Below are 18,497 nucleotides of genomic sequence, written 5' to 3' on the forward strand. Positions count from 1 at the left end.
AAAAACCACTAACATTAGCTAATGGTTTTCTTTCATTTTATATTAAGAGCATCTATCTCAACAATGCCTTAATAACTATATTAATCATTTTCTTTTAACTTTATTCATTCTCTAAATGTAGATAACCTTGTTTTTTGATAATTCTAGCTCCTCTAGCATCAGAATATTCATAGGTTAAAATATAGAAATAAGTACCTGTTGGTAATTTAGCATTTTTATTAAGAGTTCCACGCCCTTCTGAGTAGCCTTTAAATACATTACCATTACTATCATAATTGGTTGTTTCATAAACTTTAGCTCCCCATCTGTTGAAGATTTGTACTTTATTATTAGGATAACGAGTAATATTATCAATGATAAAATAATCGTTCTTACCATCTCCATTTGGAGAAACCAAATTGTAAATAACCACATCACCATCTAATATAATATCAGTATTTACTGTTCCTAGCGTGAAGAAACCATACCCATTTACAGCAGTAGCTGTAGTTACTTCTTTATTTGCAATATCAACTACTCCACCTTCATCTACCCAAATAAGGTTATGTGGATCCCAACGAATAACATGTAAATCTTTTTCTGGATTTGCCAATATCTCTTTAGGTGTAGTATTCTCACTCCAACTCAAGGTTAACAAGATATCCCCTTCTGTATTGTTCCCTTTATCAACTAACCAAAACTCATTGGTGTTTAATAAATTAATCACTCCCGATTTATTACTATGAGATTCAAAAAACTGTTTATCATCATAAACATATCTACTAACATAAACAGATTTATCACTCTTAGGAGCAGAGATCTTAGCATATCTAAAGTTATCTTTATTTCCTTGAGGGAACATAAACTCATCATTTCCTATTTTCTCTATCTCACCATCAGCAAAGCTCTTATTACTTGCATTAATTGCTTTTGCTCCTTTTTGAAAACTGATCATCCCTTTAGATAATCCTGTTTTAGTATTCAGAGTCGAGTCTATCTTTACGATTCCGTCTTGAAAATCCATTGTTCCATAGATATCAATATTTGTTTTTAGATCAAAAGCTCCTGCTGTCTGTGGATTATTTAAGACTACATCATAAAACTCACTAAATGAGTTACCCGAAATAATCTGTACTCCTGTCTCATCCTCGTGCCTACTAAACACAACTTTTCCTGTTTTAGCATTTTTACTAATACTATAGATTCCTTCGTTTGTAAAATTATTAAAGAAATAAACAGTACCATCATTAGTAAAATCCCCTTTCTTTTCGTTAATAAACTCCGCCACAGTCCCCATCTCTGTACCTGGCATAACAGAAACTATTCCTTCATTTACAGTCTGTGCTGAAGCAATACATGGCACTAGCCCAAGAATTACTAAACTGATATTCTTCTTTTTCATAACTACACTTTTTATTCATTTTATTCCCAGCTTTAAAAGCGTCATTAGCTTTTTATCTCTAGTATTTAAACTTATCCTTATGGTTTTATTTTATATTAAACCAAAAATCGCACCAATTAATCTATTTTGTATACTTTTTTATACTTAGCGATCCTTCTGCTAGTTTTATTTATCAACTTCAATAGTCTTAAACACTCATGAAATTAACATACTATTTCTTTTTTTTCATAATTATTCCACAAGACAAAAATAACACTTATTTAACAATACACAAAATATCATACGCAATAAATAAAAACAACACCCAAAAATTTTATTAAAACTCAAAAAAATAACAATTATAAAAAATAATTCACAAAAACTATATATTCACCATAAGTGACTCCCCTCTAGTCTATAAACACCTTATGTATACCTCTAGTGATTAATCGTTAAATTACAGCCTTATTTCACAACAAACAATCGCTGATGGTGAATATTTTCTTTTAAACTATTTTTATCATTTATTCAGTTACTTTCTCCATCTTTACAATCATTTAAAAAAAAAGAGTCAAATACCTTAAGGTATTTGACTCTTTTCACTAATTTCCTTTTTCATTAATATTATACATTATCTAGCAATTATACAGGATGCTAAAAAATTTAATAGATGACTGATTAAAAAACATAGGTTCTAGTTAGATAATACACTAACTAGAAACCTACTACAAACAACGTATCTATAATTCGGCCAGAACTATATTTTATTATACAACTATAAAAACAGCATTACAACAGATGCTTAACAAACTCTATTACAAGAGAATAAATTACAACAACAGCACTTATTAACCATTTAATCATAATACTTATATTTATAGCATTATACCTAATTTTTTAATTGCTTTCTTACATTCTATAAAAAAGAATATGAACTCTAATACTATTTTTATATAAAAAAAAATCAGACTAATCTTTCTTCATAAAAAATACATAATCAGTACAAAACACTAATTCTCCTTCCATTAACACTTAGGTTTCAATTTTTACTAAGCTTCTTTTACAAGACAAATATATAACAAATCACTTAATGGTGACTTAATATTTAGTACTTTTGATAAAATATTTTTTTTACTTCATTATGTCAGAGAAAAAGGAAAAACCAAGAGAGAGAAATAAAGAAAAAAGTAAAGAAACATTACTTCAAGCAGTAGGAATAATCTTAAAAGAAAAAGGTTACTCTGCTCTTAAGGTTAATAATATCGCTGCAACAGCAGGACTAGACAAAAAACTTATCTATAATTACTTCGGAGGTGTAGATCAATTACTTGATGAGTATATCAACTCCCAATATTTTTGGAACAATATAGATCCTGATTTATTATTAGATAAGGCATCCAAAGATGGCGGAAAAGAGATGGGTAAAGCATTAATAGCTGAACAATACGACTTCGTTCAACAAAATAAGGAGTTTCAAAAACTAATGCTTTGGCAATTATCTGAAGACAGAGATTCTTTAAAGAAAATTATAGCTAAGCAGGAAGATATAGGAGAAGTGCTATTTAAGAATGTATCCGATCATCACTTCGGGGATAAAGCAGATAATTATCGCGCTTTAATGGCTATTCTTGTATCTGGGGCTTATTACCTCAACTTATACGCTGAACACAATGGAAGGTACTTCTGTGGTATAGACCTCCACAGTGATAAAGGAAGACAAAAGATAAAGGAGGCTATGAATTCTATTGTAGATAAGGCCTATGAAAAGTAAAAAACAACAAAGAGAATAGTATTATAGCCTATATCTATTCTCTTTGTTGCTATAAATATCGTCAATAAAAGGCGAGTTATAATATAAACTTATGTTTTCGATAATCACTCGGTGAATACCCTGTCACCTTTTTAAACAACCTCGTAAAATATGAAGGTGAATTATATTTTAATTCAAAAGCGATACCAGCGATATCTCGTGTTTTATCTTGTAAGAGTATTTGACTATGCAAGATACTGATTTCATTAATCCACTGTTTAGGTGGTTTATTAGTAGCTTCCTTGACACATTTATTGAGATAATTCTCTGAAATATGAAGAAGATTAGCATAAAACAGTACATTCTTATGATCAATATGAAACTTCTGAACTAACTCCCTGAATCGAAAGGCAATATCTAATTGTCTACTCATTGGAGTCTTCTTTTCCATATCTACACGAATTACCTTCATTAATATAGTCTCTAACAAGGTAACACAAATCTCCACGTCCCTATTCTCACTTAAAGATTCTTCCTCTAGTAAATCTAATGTTCTACTTACCCAACTCGCGTTCATCTCATTAAGCTTTACATGAGGATTCATGGCAAAAAACTTCAAATCAGTTGCCCCTAATGATATATCTGTAATCACATCATTCTCATAGACTACAAAATACCCTCTGATATCCTCTGATATAGAAAGAGTAGCGGTTATATTTCCATTCTTTACATTGATTATTTCATGTTTAGATAAACTATAAGCTCCACTATCTAAATATTGTGTCATCTCTCCCTTAGTCAACATTATCATAAAATTAAATGTAGTACGATACGGGATAACAGGCATTAAAATACCTCTTAAATAGTCTTCTAAACGATAAACTTGAATCTTGCTATCATTCTCTAAATAACTGTGATCTAGATGAGGCAAAAACAACTTCTTATACTGATAGTTGTTCAATATTTCAATAGACGGCTTCGACATATTTCAACCAAATAATTAAGGCAAATTTTATAAAATAAATAGATCATTATCAATAGTCTATAGCTAATATTTTGCTAATATTACTTAGATATTTTATCGATAAAACTAGTAACTCCTAATTCTTCTAATTTCTTCACTATCCATTTGTCTAACTGCTTGATAGGGTACATCACCCACATCGCAAATACAAAGGGAAATGTCAAGGTAGTCCATCCATACTTAATCATAAAAATATCAAAATAAGTAGAGATAATTACACTGATCAACACATACATGCCTGCGCGTACTTTATCCTCTCCCATAGCAATACCACATAATACAGCATTAAAACTAAATATCCCTTCACTAATTAGAGCATTAGAGGCATGACTACTATGAGAAATATACACACTGACTATCACTGCTACAAAACCGTATAACGCCTGTATAGGTCGACTGATAAACACTCCCAAAAAGAATACAACTCCTGCTACAAAACTTCCTTGAAATAATACTTGCCCAAAAGCATGACCTTGAATTAAAAAGTCATCCAGTTCTTCTATATCTACAAAGTGCTCAGGTACAGAACGAATCGCTAAATCAGGTATACTTAGAATAAACAGTGAAATCCAAGTAAAAAGAATAAAAGGAAATGTATAAGCTGGTAATTCCTTTTTTATTGCCCATCCCATTATAATGGTTGATAAAACTGATGAAATAATCATCATGCCATATACCCAAATACTAGGTTCAAAATAAAATATTAAAGCTACTCCTATCAGACATGCATTAAACCCGTATATCCCATTTTCTATGTCTTGCCTATCAAATCTCAATAACTTAGCTGTCACTATTGCAACAATATTACTCAGAGATGCGGCTAAGGCCATATTAGTAGAATCGTAATATATCGCTGCTAAAAAAAGCATTCCTGTTATTGCATTGGCTTGTAACATAATCTGTCCAAAACCTCTAAAAAAGGCCTTAAAACAATGAACTATAAGTTCTTTCATGGTTTTATTTTTGAGTTTTTAATTAAAATCTACTTAGGCTGTTATAAAAACAACTCATCCCATAGCTTCTGTTGAATTGTTTGAAATATAGTAAATAGCTTTTCTGCTCCTTGTCCTAAAACTCGAATCATAAAACCATCTCCTTCTAATAAGCTAATACCAAACTCTATATGATCGAGCTGTCCATACTGCTGATAGAAGTACTCTATGTATTCTAGTACAGATACATTGGCCGTATTATAATAAATCAGAGTTCCTTGATGAGTATACCCCTCTAAAATACCTATCCCTTTTATAGGCAGTAAATCAGGTTGTAACAGTACATTATCTTTTACTGTAAGCCTTCCCTCTACATAGATCTCCGTCAAATTCTGAAAGTGATTGTACTCAAACTCTTCTCCTGATAACTTTCTTCCACAAGTAATAATATCAGAAAGTAAAAAGTGACAATCTTCCTTCATTTCTACCTTATTACGACTGATAAAAGTAGACGAACTCTGAGGTACTACCGGATGAGGGACATAGGCAAAAGCGCTTCCCTTTTTCATATCTATTACAGTGGTTTGCATCGACTTATTCTTCATGTGAAAAAGACGTTGATACGCTTGTGTCTGTAATTGTAGTTTAGTGTACTTAGCAAGGTGAATAGAGATGCGATGATCATCGTTATCTAACAGTCCTGGAGAAGAACTCATAATCATCAGATAAGCTGCCTTATCTCTCTTATATTGCCCAACTGGTACAATTCGAAAAGGTTGAGTAACGTAAGCGTCCTTTAAATAAGAAACTCCCTCACGTTGCTCAACTTTTATATCTAATGATGAAATCATATTATCTCAATAAATTTGGTTCTTCAATATCCTCTAACAAGGCATATTTTTTAATCCAACCGACTATTTCTTCTAGTCCATCTCCTGTTTTTAAATTAGAGAATAAAAATGGAGCTCCTTTTCTCACTCGTCTTGCATCTGTCTCCATCACATTTAGATCTGCACCTACATAAGGGGCTAAGTCTTTCTTATTGATTAACAACAGGTCAGAACGTGTTATGGCTGGCCCTCCTTTACTTGGCATTTTCTCCCCTTCTGCTACATCTAATACGAAAATGGTAATATCTGCCAAGTCAGGGCTAAAGGTAGATGATAGGTTATCTCCTCCACTCTCGATAAAAATCAACTCTAAATCAGGAAAACGATTAGCTAACTCATCTACAGCTTCTAAATTCATACTCGCATCTTCGCGTATAGCAGTATGAGGACATCCTCCTGTCTCTACACCGATGATTCTATCTTTTGGCAATAGACTATTCTTAGCCATAAACTCTGCATCTACACGAGTATAAATGTCATTTGTAATCACTGCTAAATCATATTCATTTAATAATCGACGACTCAAGCGTTCTAATAGAGCTGTTTTACCTGATCCTACAGGTCCTCCCACTCCTATTTTAATATATTTTCTATTTTCCATATTGTTATTTGCTTATGATAAATAAAGTCTTGAATAAAGGCGTTCATGTTGCATAGATCTGATGTCAAAACCAATATTACACAGACCAATAAGGTTTCTATCCATTACCAATGACTCTTCACTTAGTTTCAATAAATCATCGTGTAAGTAATACAGGATATCTTGTCCATCTAGTTGTCCTAGTGGTACTAGCTTTACTGCATTGGTAACCATCCCTATAGCTGCATTGTAGTAATATGCATGCATAGCTTCTACTAAAGGGATTTGCATTACTGCTGCAAAGACTCCATAGACAATACAATAGTGATTATAAGTCTCTTTTGCCTTAATCAACTGTTCCCATTGTTGTACTACAGCATGTTCTCCACTATATCTACTAAATATCTTATATAGACGCAATCCCAACTTCTGACTCCCTTGTCTTATTTCCATTGGCCCTTTTAGCGCATTACACTCTTGATCCAATGCAATTAGTTCTTTGATATCTCCTAACACAGTAGCATCATAGGCCAGCTTCATTAGTGCTGCATCATTGTACTTAATATTATACCATAGACTATGTCTTATATACTGATCTGCTGATATCTTATCACACACCATCCCGTTTTGTACATAGGTTTCTAACCCATTAGAATGCGTATATCCCCCTATGGGTAATGCTGGATCTGCTAAATGCAATAACCTTCCTAAAAATGACTCTTGCATACTCTATAATTTTAATGATAAACTACCTTTAGGCAGTGTAAACGTAAACTTCTTATGTTGCTCAAAATCAACATTTGCATTTAGTGGACAACGCAATTTCTTTTCTACAATTTCTGTTGTATATCCATTTTTATCAAACCACTCTTGCATAGAACGCTCATAAGGCATGTATAAACTATTATCTTCAGCAAAGAGTGGGATATGTTTATTTCCTATTTCATAAGCCACTAAACCTAATGTAATCATATCAGATGCTGTAAAGCAAATAGCCTTACAAGGCAAAATAGATATCATGATTACTTTTTGCTGGTCTTCATATAGGATATCTCCATCTTTTAAACTCTGCCCTTTACCTAAAAAACGAATAGCAATAGATACCCCATCAGCTGTCACTAGACGCTGAATACGCTTGTCTACTTGATACCATTCGATGTGTAAATAATCGATATGCTTTTCTATCTCTTCTGACTTACAATTTCTTATCGCTTGAGTTACTAGCATTCTTACGTTTACTTAAAAATGAGAATACAGGGCTAAAAAGCCCTTGTATTCTCTTGTTGTTGGTTTATTTGTTTGTTGTTTCTATAGTTTAAAACAAGAAATATCTCTGTCCTAATGCTACCTCATCTATTGGCTTGCAAGTGATTTTCTTACCATCTATACTTACCTCATAGTTCTCTGGATTCACAACAATCTCTGGTGTAGCATGATTGTGAATCATATCTGCTTTAGAGATATTACGACAGTTAGTCACTGGAAGCAATGTTCTAGCTACCCCGTATTCTTCTTGAATACCTTTTTCTAGAGATACCTTAGAGACGAAATTAAAACAAGTATTAGTTACTGCTTTTCCTAATCCTCCATACATCGTTCTTAAGATAATAGGTTGTGGTGTAGGGATAGACGCATTTGCATCTCCCATCTTAGAAGCCGCTATCATTCCTCCTTTTAAGATCATCTCTGGTTTTGCCCCAAATAATGCTGGTTTCCATATTACTAAATCAGCTATCTTACCTGGTTCTATTGACCCGATATAATTAGATACCCCATGAGCAATAGCAGGGTTGATTGTATACTTCGCTACATATCTTTTTGCACGGAAGTTATCATTCCCTGTTCCCTCATCCTCTGCTAGACTACCGATTTGTTTCTTCATCTTATCAGCTGTCTGCCATGTTCTAGTAATTACCTCACCTACACGTCCCATTGCTTGAGAATCAGAACTCATGATACTAAATACTCCTTGGTCTTGCAGGATATCTTCAGCCGCAATAGTCTCAGGGCGAATACGCGAATCCGCAAAAGCTACATCTTCCGGAATATCTTTACTCAAGTGGTGACATACCATTAGCATATCTAAGTGCTCATCGATTGTATTTTTAGTAAATGGTCTTGTCGGGTTAGTTGATGCAGGTAATACATTAGGGTACATTGCAGATTTTATAATATCAGGTGCATGTCCTCCTCCGGCTCCTTCTGTGTGGAATGTATGGATTACACGTCCATTAATCGCTTGCATTGTGTCTTCTAAGAATCCTCCTTCATTTAACGTATCTGTGTGTATTGCTACCTGCACATCATACTTATCTGCTACAGATAACGCTCTATCTATAGTAGCTGGAGTAGCTCCCCAATCCTCGTGTATCTTTACTCCTAAAGCTCCTGCTTCAATCTGTTCGATAATAGGCTGTTCTGTACCTACATTTCCCTTTCCGAAGAAACCAAAGTTCATAGGTAAGTGATCCACAGCTTGCATCATACGTCTAATACTCCATTTACCAGGAGTCACAGTTGTTGCATTTGTTCCATCTGCTGGTCCTGTACCTCCTCCTATCATTGTAGTCACTCCACTGTATAGGGCTGTCTCTATCTGTGTAGGGCTGATATAGTGAATATGAGTATCTATCCCTCCTGCTGTAACGATATGCCCTGCTGCTCCATGTACTTCTGTAGAAGCCCCGATAATCATATTAGGACTCACATCATCCATCGTATCTGGGTTACCCGCTCTACCTACTCCTACTATCTTACCATCTTTAATACCGATATCTCCTTTTACGATACCCCAGTGATCAATGATAATAGCTCCTGTAATTACCATATCTAACACCCCTTCATGACTAAGATGATTAGAAGATTGCATCATTCCATCACGTACAGTTTTTCCTCCACCGAACTTACTCTCATCCCCATAACTTGCAAAGTCTTTCTCTACCTCAATGATAATCTCTGTATCTCCTAGACGCACTCTATCTCCTACTGTAGGACCAAAGATTGCACTGTAGTTTGCTCTACCAACTTTTAAACTCATAATGATTTGTTTTTAAAGTACTGTTTCTCTACTTTTTTCATCGCTATAGCTTTAGCTTCTTCAGAGATAGTCTCTCCATTGGCTAAATCGTTATGTCCATATATCTTACGTTCACCAGCATAAGGTACTAAGTCTACCTCTTTTTCTTCTCCTGGTTCAAAACGAACAGCTGTACTAGCAATAATATTTAATCGTTTACCAAATGCCGCAGCACGGTCAAACTCCATCATTTTATTAACTTCAAAAAAATGATAGTGAGACCCTACCTGGATAGGTCTATCTCCTTTGTTAACCACTGTAATGGTAGTAATCTCTCTACCTTCATTACAGATGATATCTTCCTCTTTAATAAAATATTCTCCTGGAACCATTTGTTTTGGTATTAAATTATCGAATAGGGTTATGTACCGTTACTAGCTTTGTTCCATCAGGAAAAGTAGCCTCTATTTGTACATCGTGAATCATCTCGGCAATTCCGTCCATTACATCTTCACGTGTTAATAGTGTAGCTCCATACTGCATTAACTCTGCTACTGTTTTTCCATCTCGTGCCGCTTCTAGAAGCTCACTACTGATATAGGCTATAGATTCTGGATAATTTAGTTTTACCCCTCTAGCCTTACGCTTTTTGGCTAATTCACCAGCCAAGTGCAAAAGCAACTTTTCCGTTTCTCTCGGTAATAAATGCATATATATTTTTAATTAAAATTGAAAAAATAGAATAACACTCCAACATAGATTTAACTATATTGGCTACATATTGATTGATTAACTAAGTAGCAAAGATTTGACCACAATTACCCTGTAGTCATTATTTTTTTTAAACTATCCCATGAGGAATCTTAAGTGACTGATATAGCAAATATTTCGCTCTATGCTGTTGCAGATAAGCAGATACATTGTCCTTACTTAAAACGGGTGTAGTAAAACGCTCATTAAAAACGTATGTATGCAGAAAGTGTAGTAGATCACCTAAATCTATTTTATCAGTAGAGAAGTCCTTAGTGTCTAATGAACTTACATATTCCACCTCTACTTCTATTTGACAAAAAACTTTAGACGCTTCTTTCTTGCTAACTTGATCAGATAACAAAACCTTACCTGATACGGCATAATTCTTCCCTGCCTCTACACGTTGGCTTGCAAATACAAATCCAAAATGAAAGAGAAAAAAACACAAAACGATAATTCGAGATAATGCTTTCATAACAGCGTTATATACCTTGTTCTTAATTATGCCACAAAGATAAAATCTATATACTCCATCTAATAGCACAAATCTTGACTATACTACCATAAAATAGGCAATTGAGAACATAAATCGTTAAACTTGTCTTTATCTTTATGGACATAAAACACACAACAATGAAAACACATAAATATCAAGCTACCATAGAGTGGACAGGTAACAAAGGAACAGGAACTGATAACTACAAGAACTATGAAAGAGATCATACTATTACAATTGATTATAAACCTGCTATATTAGGTTCATCTGACCCTGCTTTTAGAGGAGATAAGACCAGACACAACCCTGAAGATATGCTTATTTCTTCTCTATCTTCTTGCCATATGTTGTGGTACTTACACTTCTGCTCTATAAATAATATTATTGTAGTAGCATATACAGATCATGTGACTGGTGTAATGATAGAAAAAGTAGATGGCAAAGGTAGATTTATTGAAGTAACTCTTAATCCTACGATAGTCGTAACTAATAAAGATATGGTCGAAAAAGCAAAAGAACTACATTATAAAGCCAATGAATATTGCTTCATCGCTAACTCAGTAAACTTCCCTATCAAACACAATCCTACTATCCTTGTACAACAATAGACACACGAAATCCGTACACTCCTCGTTAGTATAATAAATATATCCTTATGCTACCATCACATATTAAAATATTTCAATACCTATTATTGTTTTTAAGTAGTCTTTACATTTCTACTAATTATGCTCAAAACAAACTTATTGTCAATGACATAAAAGACAAATCAATTGTAGCTCTTGGAGATGCAAATCATACTGATTATACAACGAGTACACTTAGAGTAGAACTAATAAAAGAACTAGTAGAACAACATAATTTCAAGATCATTGCTCTTGAATCTAATTTATATGAAGTGTATCAGGCTTTTGAACAATACAAGATCACTGGCCAAGTTGAGACAATAAATAATGCTATTTTTTTTATCATGAGAAATAAACCTCTTGAAGAGTTATTTATCTATCTAAAAGAACAATATGAGAAAGGTAATCCTGTCAAAGTAGTTGGGTTTGATGCTGACTTTTCTGGTGAGTATTCAGATACTGTTTTTACAAAAGCTATAACAGAAACTCTTCATAATACCACTCTAAGTTGTACATCTATATCTTCTAATGAGTTTAAAAAGCACTTTAAAAACCTAGCTATTACCAATCTTAAAGCATTATTTCGTACTAAAAAAGATTACAATATTGTTTATGACTACCTTCAATGTTATCTAACCCAAATAGAAAGTAATCCAGTATTAGAACAAGCTTTAAACAATCTGATAAAAAAATTACAAGCAAAAAATAGCAAGACTGACTCAGATAATCATAGAGATCAATTAATGTATGAGAATATATTATTCTTAAAAGAACAATATCCTAATGAGAAGATAATCTTATTTGGTTCTTCTACTCACTTTATTAGAAAACCAAAGGCTATTGAATCTTCTTTTATGCAAAATAACAGAATCACTTTAGGGTCTCTATTAGCTGATAACTTTAAAGATGATTACGCTTTTATAGCTTATACTGCTATAAGTGGAAATTCGTTAGGCTTCTATGGTAAAAAACATAAATTAAAAGAAGCAATACCAAACTCTATCGAACAAATAATAGCATCCAATCACAAAGAAGAAGCAACTTCTTATTATCTTAATAAAAATGATAAAATTGTGACTCAAGCAACATACTCTCGTTTTTTAGGTAATATGTTCCTTAAGATGAATATCCCAGAAGTTGTCGATGGCATTGTTTTAATCAAAAATAATAATACTGAAACCCTAAAGAAATAATCATTCTTGCTAGCTATACCACTATATTAATACAGAATTGTTACTTAAAAGGACTCCTCTGGCAATAACTCTGCAAAAACACCTCTCATATTCAGCAACCAAATATATTCAATAGATACCTCCTACAAAAGCTCGTTTATAAAGAAAATCAAATATCCTAATAATCACTACTAAAGAATAAAATCAACTTATTACTTTATACTACTACTTCTTTTTAAGTAAACTCTTTGCCGTTGCTTTCCCTTTTTCAGTTAAATAGTATTTCTGGTTACAGCCCGTAGGTTTATCAGGTATTGTCAAAGCAATATATTCTCTTTCAAGAGCTGCTTGCAAGTAATTTCTTCTAAAATTCTCTCTATTTAATAGCCCTAATTTCTCTTGTAATTCTTCTCTACTATGTATATCAATAAAAGCTTTTAAAAATTCTATAACTTGTGGACTATCTTGCATGGTATCATGTTCAATAAGTACAAGAGGTTCTGCTAAGGAAGGGTAATCTTCAAGAAGTTTTCTGAAAACGAAAAACAATCTATACCATAGCCCTGCAATATTCTAGGTACACCTGACCCTAATTGTTCTACTAGGTCTAGGTCTTTAAATATTCGTATAATCTCTTTATTTCAAGGTACAGAAAAACCATAAAAAAACTCTTCTTTTGACAATCCATCAGGCAATCCACCATAGGAGGTAATCTCTAGTCGATCATCAAAGATCCCAAACTTAGGAGCGATCTCTTGAGTATAATCATTGTGTACAAAAGCATTTAAAACAGCTTCCCGCAAAGCAATTACATTCCATAAACGCCTTTCTTTCCTTTCTTTTGCTGTGATTTTAGTTAAAGTCCTGTTTTCTACATTTAACTTATCTAGTACTTGGTAAGTTGCTTTTATCAATGATTCATAACCAAACTCAGTACTCTCTTCTAACTCTACCCTATCTAGCCTATATAACGAGCCACTTTAACTGAAACACTATTGCTATCACTCATTATATAAGCGACATAATTATATTCCTCCTTCTTGGTTAAAAGTTCTAAATTAGTAGCAAACTATTCATTTAATGTCCTATTAATAAACTGAAAATAGATATGTAACTGTTGTTTAGGAAATCTAATTTTACTAATAGAGTTCCTTGTTCATTTACTATATAAGTTTTCTATTAGCTTAGTGGTCATAGGCTCTGAAGAGCTTCCTATTCTAATAAATGTTCCTTTCTCTGACATTCCATATTTCTTGATATAATAAGGTTTCTCATATCCACCTGCTATAATAATTTTTATAGCATTCTTGCCATCTGTATTTTCAACAACTAAATCAAATAGCCCTAAACACAAAGGAAGAATATTAGTCTTTAACCTATCTTTAATAAATAGTTGATCTTGATCAAGATTCTTTACTTCTATAGGGATACCTTTATTATTCATACCTATATAAAGCACACCACCTTCATTGCTATTTAAGAAAGCGACAATTTCTTTTTCTAAATCTGAAGTTAGCTGTTGTTTAAATTCTAGATGCTTATTTTCGAAGATAACTTTAGCATTATTAACCACAACTAAAATACTGATTACAAAACCAATAAAATAAATCAATTCAAATAAGCTTAATCTTTTTTAGCAAATAAAAAACCTCAATAGAATGCATCTATTGAGGTTTTTAATACTTCATTTTCTACTAACTAAGCATTAGTGTTTTTTAATAAACAACACTTCTTATATTTCTTACCACTTCCACAAGGACAAGGATCATTTCTATTAACCTTTTGCGAATTGATAATTTGATGATTAGTGAACTGATTTAAAATAAAATCATTATACATCTCATTACTAACACTATCCATATCATCAGGTTCTTCATTACCTTCTAGCATCATATTGATTTGGCCAATAGTATTAAATTCTAATTGGAATACTTCATCTAAATCTCCTGTAAGACACATCATAACCTCTTCTAAATCTCCACAAGTCATGTAATCCACATACTCCAATTCAAATAACTTCTCAATCTCTGGTAATAATTCTTTTGCTTGAATATCAATAACATCTCCTATCAAAAGACCTATAAAATCAGGGTCTATTTCTTCTTCTTTACCCTGAATATAATAATTCATAACTACCTTAAACCACTTTATGACATCTTTACGCCTTTTAGGTTGAAATAAAGCTAACTGTGCAATAGCAGATGTAACAGCTGTTTTAGAATAAGTATATATAAGTGGTTTTTTGACGTAATCTAACAATATCTCTGTTTGATTTTGTCCTAATTCGTAAATAATCATCCATAGATATTCAGGTAACAGATCAGCAAAATACATGTATAAGTATTCTTCACTCTGTGCTAATACATGCAATAATTTAGGTAAACTCTCTGTTGCTTTTAATTCTCTTAATAATAATAAACTATTAAAAACAAAATTATAATTAGAACTATCAAATTCCTCTTTACTAAAATATGTATAACGAGTAATACTATCATCTAACACAGTCTCTAAGTCATTTATCAAAGTGACACGTGGTAAAGCTAACAACACCTGAATATCTTCTTCACTAAGTATTTCTTGTTTATAAAGAAGTTCAATCTCTTTATGATTAAACTTAGGTGCTAACTTATTTCTTGTCTTAGGCTGATTAATAGTTGTTCTCATATAATCTTCTGCCTCTATAGTACTCTTACTAAGAACCTCTGAAGCAAGAATAAAATTCTCAAAAGCATCTATTAATACTGACTCTGGATTTATCTCTTTAAGTATGTCGAGTCTTATTCTGGCTTGCTCAAAATTACCTTTATAGACATAATACTTAACAGCTATATTAGACATTGCTTCTACTTCACTTACATGAAATACTGTTCGCTCAGGATACAATACCTTAAGGTCTAAAGAACTGCCCAAAAGTTTTATTACCGTATCAAAGTCTCGATTATCAATACACATTGCTGCTTTATTAACCTTAGCAAATAAATATTCTGGGTGCTTTTTTATTATACTGTCATTCACCTCAATGGCTTTCTTGGTATTACCTTTTGTGTTATACCAAATCGATAAATAATTTTTAAACTGAGGAATCGTAGGGTATGTGGCAATCGTTTTCTCTAATAACTTATCTCCATTTTTACTTCCCTGTATTGCCACTTCATGCATCTCTCCCATTAATTTTGCAACCTTAGGAGTTATTTTTTCATCTACTATTTGATCATAAGTAATAGTATAACCTATTTGTTTTAGTTTTGCCATCATTAGAACTATTAAAATATTTATGCTAAAATAATGCAAAAAAACCTCAATAGAATGCATCTATTGAGGTTTTTTAATTGTCTCAGATTAAAATCCTTGAAATATCATATATCTAAAAATTATATCCTAAAGACACCATCACATTACGAGGTGCGCCTGCGAACACTCTGGTATAATCAAAACCTCCAAGGAAATAGTATTTATCAAATATATTATTCACATTGACAGCTAATTTAAATTTGTCTAAGTGATAATACACTGCCGCATTAGCAGTCATATAAGCTGGTAGATATCCCCACTGAGCATTCTCTTGAGCATCTTTACCTACGCTTTCACTTAGTCTGCGCTGATCTACATAATAGACTCCTGCTCCGAATCCCAATCCTTTAAGTGCTGTATCTGAAAAAACGTACTTTAACCAAATACTAGCTGAGTTCTTAGGTGCTCCAGGTAACAATTGTCCTTCTTCTGAAGCGATAGCAGATTCCTTCACCTCTGTGTCATTATAAGTATAGTTGGCCATAATTTGAAACTCTTTTGTAAGCTGCCCTCTCATATCTAACTCTACCCCTTGAGAGATTACTCTACCTGACTGTCTATACACTGGTAATCCTGCTTCTGTCAACTGTCCTGTACCGATAAGCATATCTCTTCTTTCGATTCTAAATAAAGAAAAATCCATTTGCAACTGATTATCAAAGAAACCTGTTTTTAGCCCAGTCTCTACTTGGAAACTCTTCTCTGACTTAAAAGCACTATTCGCTCCGTAATCTTTATAATTTGCTACAAAGTTAGCAGCCACTGGCACATACCCCTGAGAATAACTAGCGAAATAATTAATCTTATCATTGATAAGGTAAGTTAACCCAACTCTAGGTAGCCAAGCATTCTGAGTCGCTGTAAAAGGAACCTTAGTATCTGTACTCTCTGACTTATAACTCTCATGTCTCAATCCCAATACCATTTTTAATCTTTCTCCTACAGAGATCTGATCTTGGATATAAACTCCTGTGCTCTTGTAAGGGCTCATAAAAGGATATTGCGTGTTTGATCTCCATACATAATTAGTAATATCAGCACCTTGATATACAGGATTATTCATATCAAAAGTCAAAGCTACTACCTCTCCATTTTCTTTCTTACTACGCGCCTCGCGTTGGTAGCTATTTTTATCTCCTTTATACTGAGCATAATCTACTCCTACTACGATATGGTGGTCGATATTTTTACCATATTTATCCCATTTTAAATAAGATACGAAGTTATCCGTATACTCCTTACCATGACGATCAAAGAAGCGCAGATTCACCACTGTGTTCTCTGGCGGGTTAGCATACGTATTTAGTGTTCTGTGCTCATTTAAGTCTTCTTCATAGATAGACTTCATATAATTCACATGCAGATTTACATTATCTGTAATACGTTGTGTTAAGCGTCCGCTAAGTGTTGTAGTCTTAGTCTTAAAATAATCTGAAGGTTGGCTCAATGTAAATGTACGTGGCAAAGCATATAAATCTCCTCCCTTAGTACTCATACCTCTATCTAAATAACCATTGAATTGATCAAATACTAAATCTACATCAAAGGTCGTTCCCTCTACTGGTTTAAACGTGAATGAAGGTGCTACTGCAAAGTTCTTACGGTTATTAATATCTCTAAAAGTTTTAGAACTTTCGTACCCTGCATTTAAGCGATATAATATCTTCTTATCTTTATCAATAGGTCCACCTACATCAATAGTAGTTCTTAAAGTCTCAAAGCTCCCTGCTGAGAAGTTAATTAATCCTTTATGATTTTCTAATGGCTTTTTAGTAACCATATTAATTGTTCCTCCAGGAGCAATATCTCCAAATAAAGAAGCTCCAGGTCCTTTAAGAACTTCGATACTCTCAAAGTTAATCGTCATCGGTGAACGATAGTAACTCTCTCCAAAACCGTAGGCAGAACGCATTCCATTTATTAGACGAATACCATTGTCATACCCACTTTTAAATCCACGGATAACAAACTCATCATAAACTGATGCCTGTGTTACACCTGCCAAATCAGGAATTACATCTGCTACCTGGAACACTTGTTTGTCCTCCATTAACTCACTCGATACAATCGAAATAGACTGAGGTAAATCCTTTATTCTCCCGTTGTACTTTCCTCCTAATACTGTAGAGTTGGTTAAATAAGAATTATTTCTTCTTGCCGTTACTAGAATCTCTTGTAATTGACTCACATCTTCTTCAAGCTTAACGACAAAACCTTCTTTATAGCTCGCCTCTGTAAGTTCTACTGACTTTTGTTTATATCCTAAAGCATTAATCTGTAGTAAAAAAGGAAACTGTACTTGATCTACTATTATAAACTCCCCTCGCTCATCACTCTCTTCTACATGATCAGTACCGATCGTAACAGTAGCATAAGCTATGGGATTATTCTTCTCTCCTAATATTCTACCCGATATCTTCTGAGAAGTTTGGGCATTAGAGAGATAAGGAAGTAATAGAGACAATGCTATTATTCCTGATTTATGTAAATATGTTTTCATTAGTAAATGTGTTTCTTATTTTATATCCGATATAGGTATTCTCAAGTTTATTATTACTTGGAAATGAGTCCGTAGTAAATCCGTTATTTAGCTTAAAATAACGGACT

16 protein-coding genes and 1 pseudogene are annotated in these 18,497 nt (G+C 33.0%); 3 read left to right on the forward strand and 14 right to left on the reverse strand.

What is annotated here, in order from left to right; genetic code table 11:
* Positions 1-100: 100 nt before the first annotated feature.
* The gene (locus HX049_RS12750) at positions 101-1,381 is read right to left on the reverse strand and encodes a gliding motility-associated C-terminal domain-containing protein (protein WP_286416287.1); all 1,281 of its coding nucleotides are present in this window, start codon (positions 1,379-1,381) and stop codon (positions 101-103) included.
* Between the two features lie 1,120 nt (positions 1,382-2,501).
* Between HX049_RS12750 and HX049_RS12755 the strand changes: the two genes are divergently transcribed.
* The gene (locus HX049_RS12755) at positions 2,502-3,131 is read left to right on the forward strand and encodes a TetR/AcrR family transcriptional regulator (protein WP_286416289.1); all 630 of its coding nucleotides are present in this window, start codon (positions 2,502-2,504) and stop codon (positions 3,129-3,131) included.
* Between the two features lie 76 nt (positions 3,132-3,207).
* On the opposite strand, the gene HX049_RS12760 is transcribed toward HX049_RS12755, so the two are convergent.
* The 10 genes from HX049_RS12760 to HX049_RS12805 form a co-directional block, all read right to left on the reverse strand.
* Positions 3,208-4,095 (reverse strand): helix-turn-helix domain-containing protein, encoded by an 888-nt coding sequence (locus HX049_RS12760; RefSeq protein WP_286416290.1) that lies wholly within the window; start codon positions 4,093-4,095, stop codon positions 3,208-3,210.
* Positions 4,096-4,175: 80 nt separating this feature from the next.
* Complete coding sequence (locus tag HX049_RS12765) at positions 4,176-5,087, reverse strand: urea transporter (RefSeq protein WP_286416292.1); 912 nt, start codon at positions 5,085-5,087, stop codon at positions 4,176-4,178.
* Between the two features lie 41 nt (positions 5,088-5,128).
* Positions 5,129-5,917 (reverse strand): urease accessory protein UreD, encoded by a 789-nt coding sequence (locus HX049_RS12770; protein WP_286416294.1) that lies wholly within the window; start codon positions 5,915-5,917, stop codon positions 5,129-5,131.
* A gap of 1 nt (position 5,918) precedes the next feature.
* A complete protein-coding gene (ureG, locus tag HX049_RS12775; protein ID WP_025125064.1) occupies positions 5,919-6,557 on the reverse strand; it encodes an urease accessory protein UreG in 639 nt (212 codons plus the stop codon).
* A 12-nt stretch (positions 6,558-6,569) separates the two neighbouring features.
* Entirely contained in the window at positions 6,570-7,262 is a 693-nt protein-coding gene (locus tag HX049_RS12780; RefSeq protein WP_286416297.1) for an urease accessory protein UreF, read from the reverse strand.
* A gap of 3 nt (positions 7,263-7,265) precedes the next feature.
* Positions 7,266-7,763 carry an urease accessory protein UreE gene (locus HX049_RS12785; RefSeq protein ID WP_286416299.1) on the reverse strand — a complete coding sequence of 166 codons (498 nt, stop codon included), beginning with the start codon at positions 7,761-7,763 and terminating at the stop codon, positions 7,266-7,268.
* 88 nt (positions 7,764-7,851) lie between these two features.
* The gene (gene ureC / locus HX049_RS12790) at positions 7,852-9,573 is read right to left on the reverse strand and encodes an urease subunit alpha (protein WP_286416300.1); all 1,722 of its coding nucleotides are present in this window, start codon (positions 9,571-9,573) and stop codon (positions 7,852-7,854) included.
* Positions 9,570-9,944 carry an urease subunit beta gene (gene ureB / locus HX049_RS12795; protein WP_006258219.1) on the reverse strand — a complete coding sequence of 125 codons (375 nt, stop codon included), beginning with the start codon at positions 9,942-9,944 and terminating at the stop codon, positions 9,570-9,572. Before ureB ends, ureC begins: the two co-directional genes overlap by 4 nt.
* Before the next feature lie 16 nt (positions 9,945-9,960).
* Positions 9,961-10,263: an urease subunit gamma gene (gene ureA, locus HX049_RS12800; RefSeq protein WP_006258220.1), complete on the reverse strand. Its 303-nt coding sequence runs from the start codon at positions 10,261-10,263 to the stop codon at positions 9,961-9,963.
* Between the two features lie 130 nt (positions 10,264-10,393).
* Positions 10,394-10,780 carry a hypothetical protein gene (locus HX049_RS12805; protein WP_286416301.1) on the reverse strand — a complete coding sequence of 129 codons (387 nt, stop codon included), beginning with the start codon at positions 10,778-10,780 and terminating at the stop codon, positions 10,394-10,396.
* A gap of 158 nt (positions 10,781-10,938) precedes the next feature.
* Between HX049_RS12805 and HX049_RS12810 the strand changes: the two genes are divergently transcribed.
* Both HX049_RS12810 and HX049_RS12815 read left to right on the forward strand, forming a co-directional pair.
* Complete coding sequence (locus tag HX049_RS12810; protein WP_286416302.1) at positions 10,939-11,409, forward strand: OsmC family protein; 471 nt, start codon at positions 10,939-10,941, stop codon at positions 11,407-11,409.
* A gap of 47 nt (positions 11,410-11,456) precedes the next feature.
* Positions 11,457-12,620 carry an erythromycin esterase family protein gene (locus tag HX049_RS12815; RefSeq protein ID WP_286416304.1) on the forward strand — a complete coding sequence of 388 codons (1,164 nt, stop codon included), beginning with the start codon at positions 11,457-11,459 and terminating at the stop codon, positions 12,618-12,620.
* A gap of 204 nt (positions 12,621-12,824) precedes the next feature.
* Here HX049_RS12815 and HX049_RS18510 read toward each other — a convergent pair.
* The 3 genes and pseudogenes from HX049_RS18510 to HX049_RS12830 all read right to left on the reverse strand — a co-directional run bounded on the left by HX049_RS18510 (position 12,825) and on the right by HX049_RS12830 (position 18,390).
* Positions 12,825-14,151, reverse strand: a pseudogene (locus HX049_RS18510) (Fic family protein).
* 146 nt (positions 14,152-14,297) lie between these two features.
* Entirely contained in the window at positions 14,298-15,851 is a 1,554-nt protein-coding gene (locus tag HX049_RS12825) for a DUF1186 domain-containing protein (RefSeq protein WP_286416306.1), read from the reverse strand.
* A gap of 112 nt (positions 15,852-15,963) precedes the next feature.
* Entirely contained in the window at positions 15,964-18,390 is a 2,427-nt protein-coding gene (locus HX049_RS12830) for a TonB-dependent receptor (RefSeq protein WP_286416307.1), read from the reverse strand.
* Positions 18,391-18,497 lie beyond the last annotated feature (107 nt).

The sequence above is a fragment of the Myroides odoratimimus genome, assembly GCF_030326305.1.
Taxonomy (GTDB): domain Bacteria; phylum Bacteroidota; class Bacteroidia; order Flavobacteriales; family Flavobacteriaceae; genus Flavobacterium; species Flavobacterium odoratimimum_A.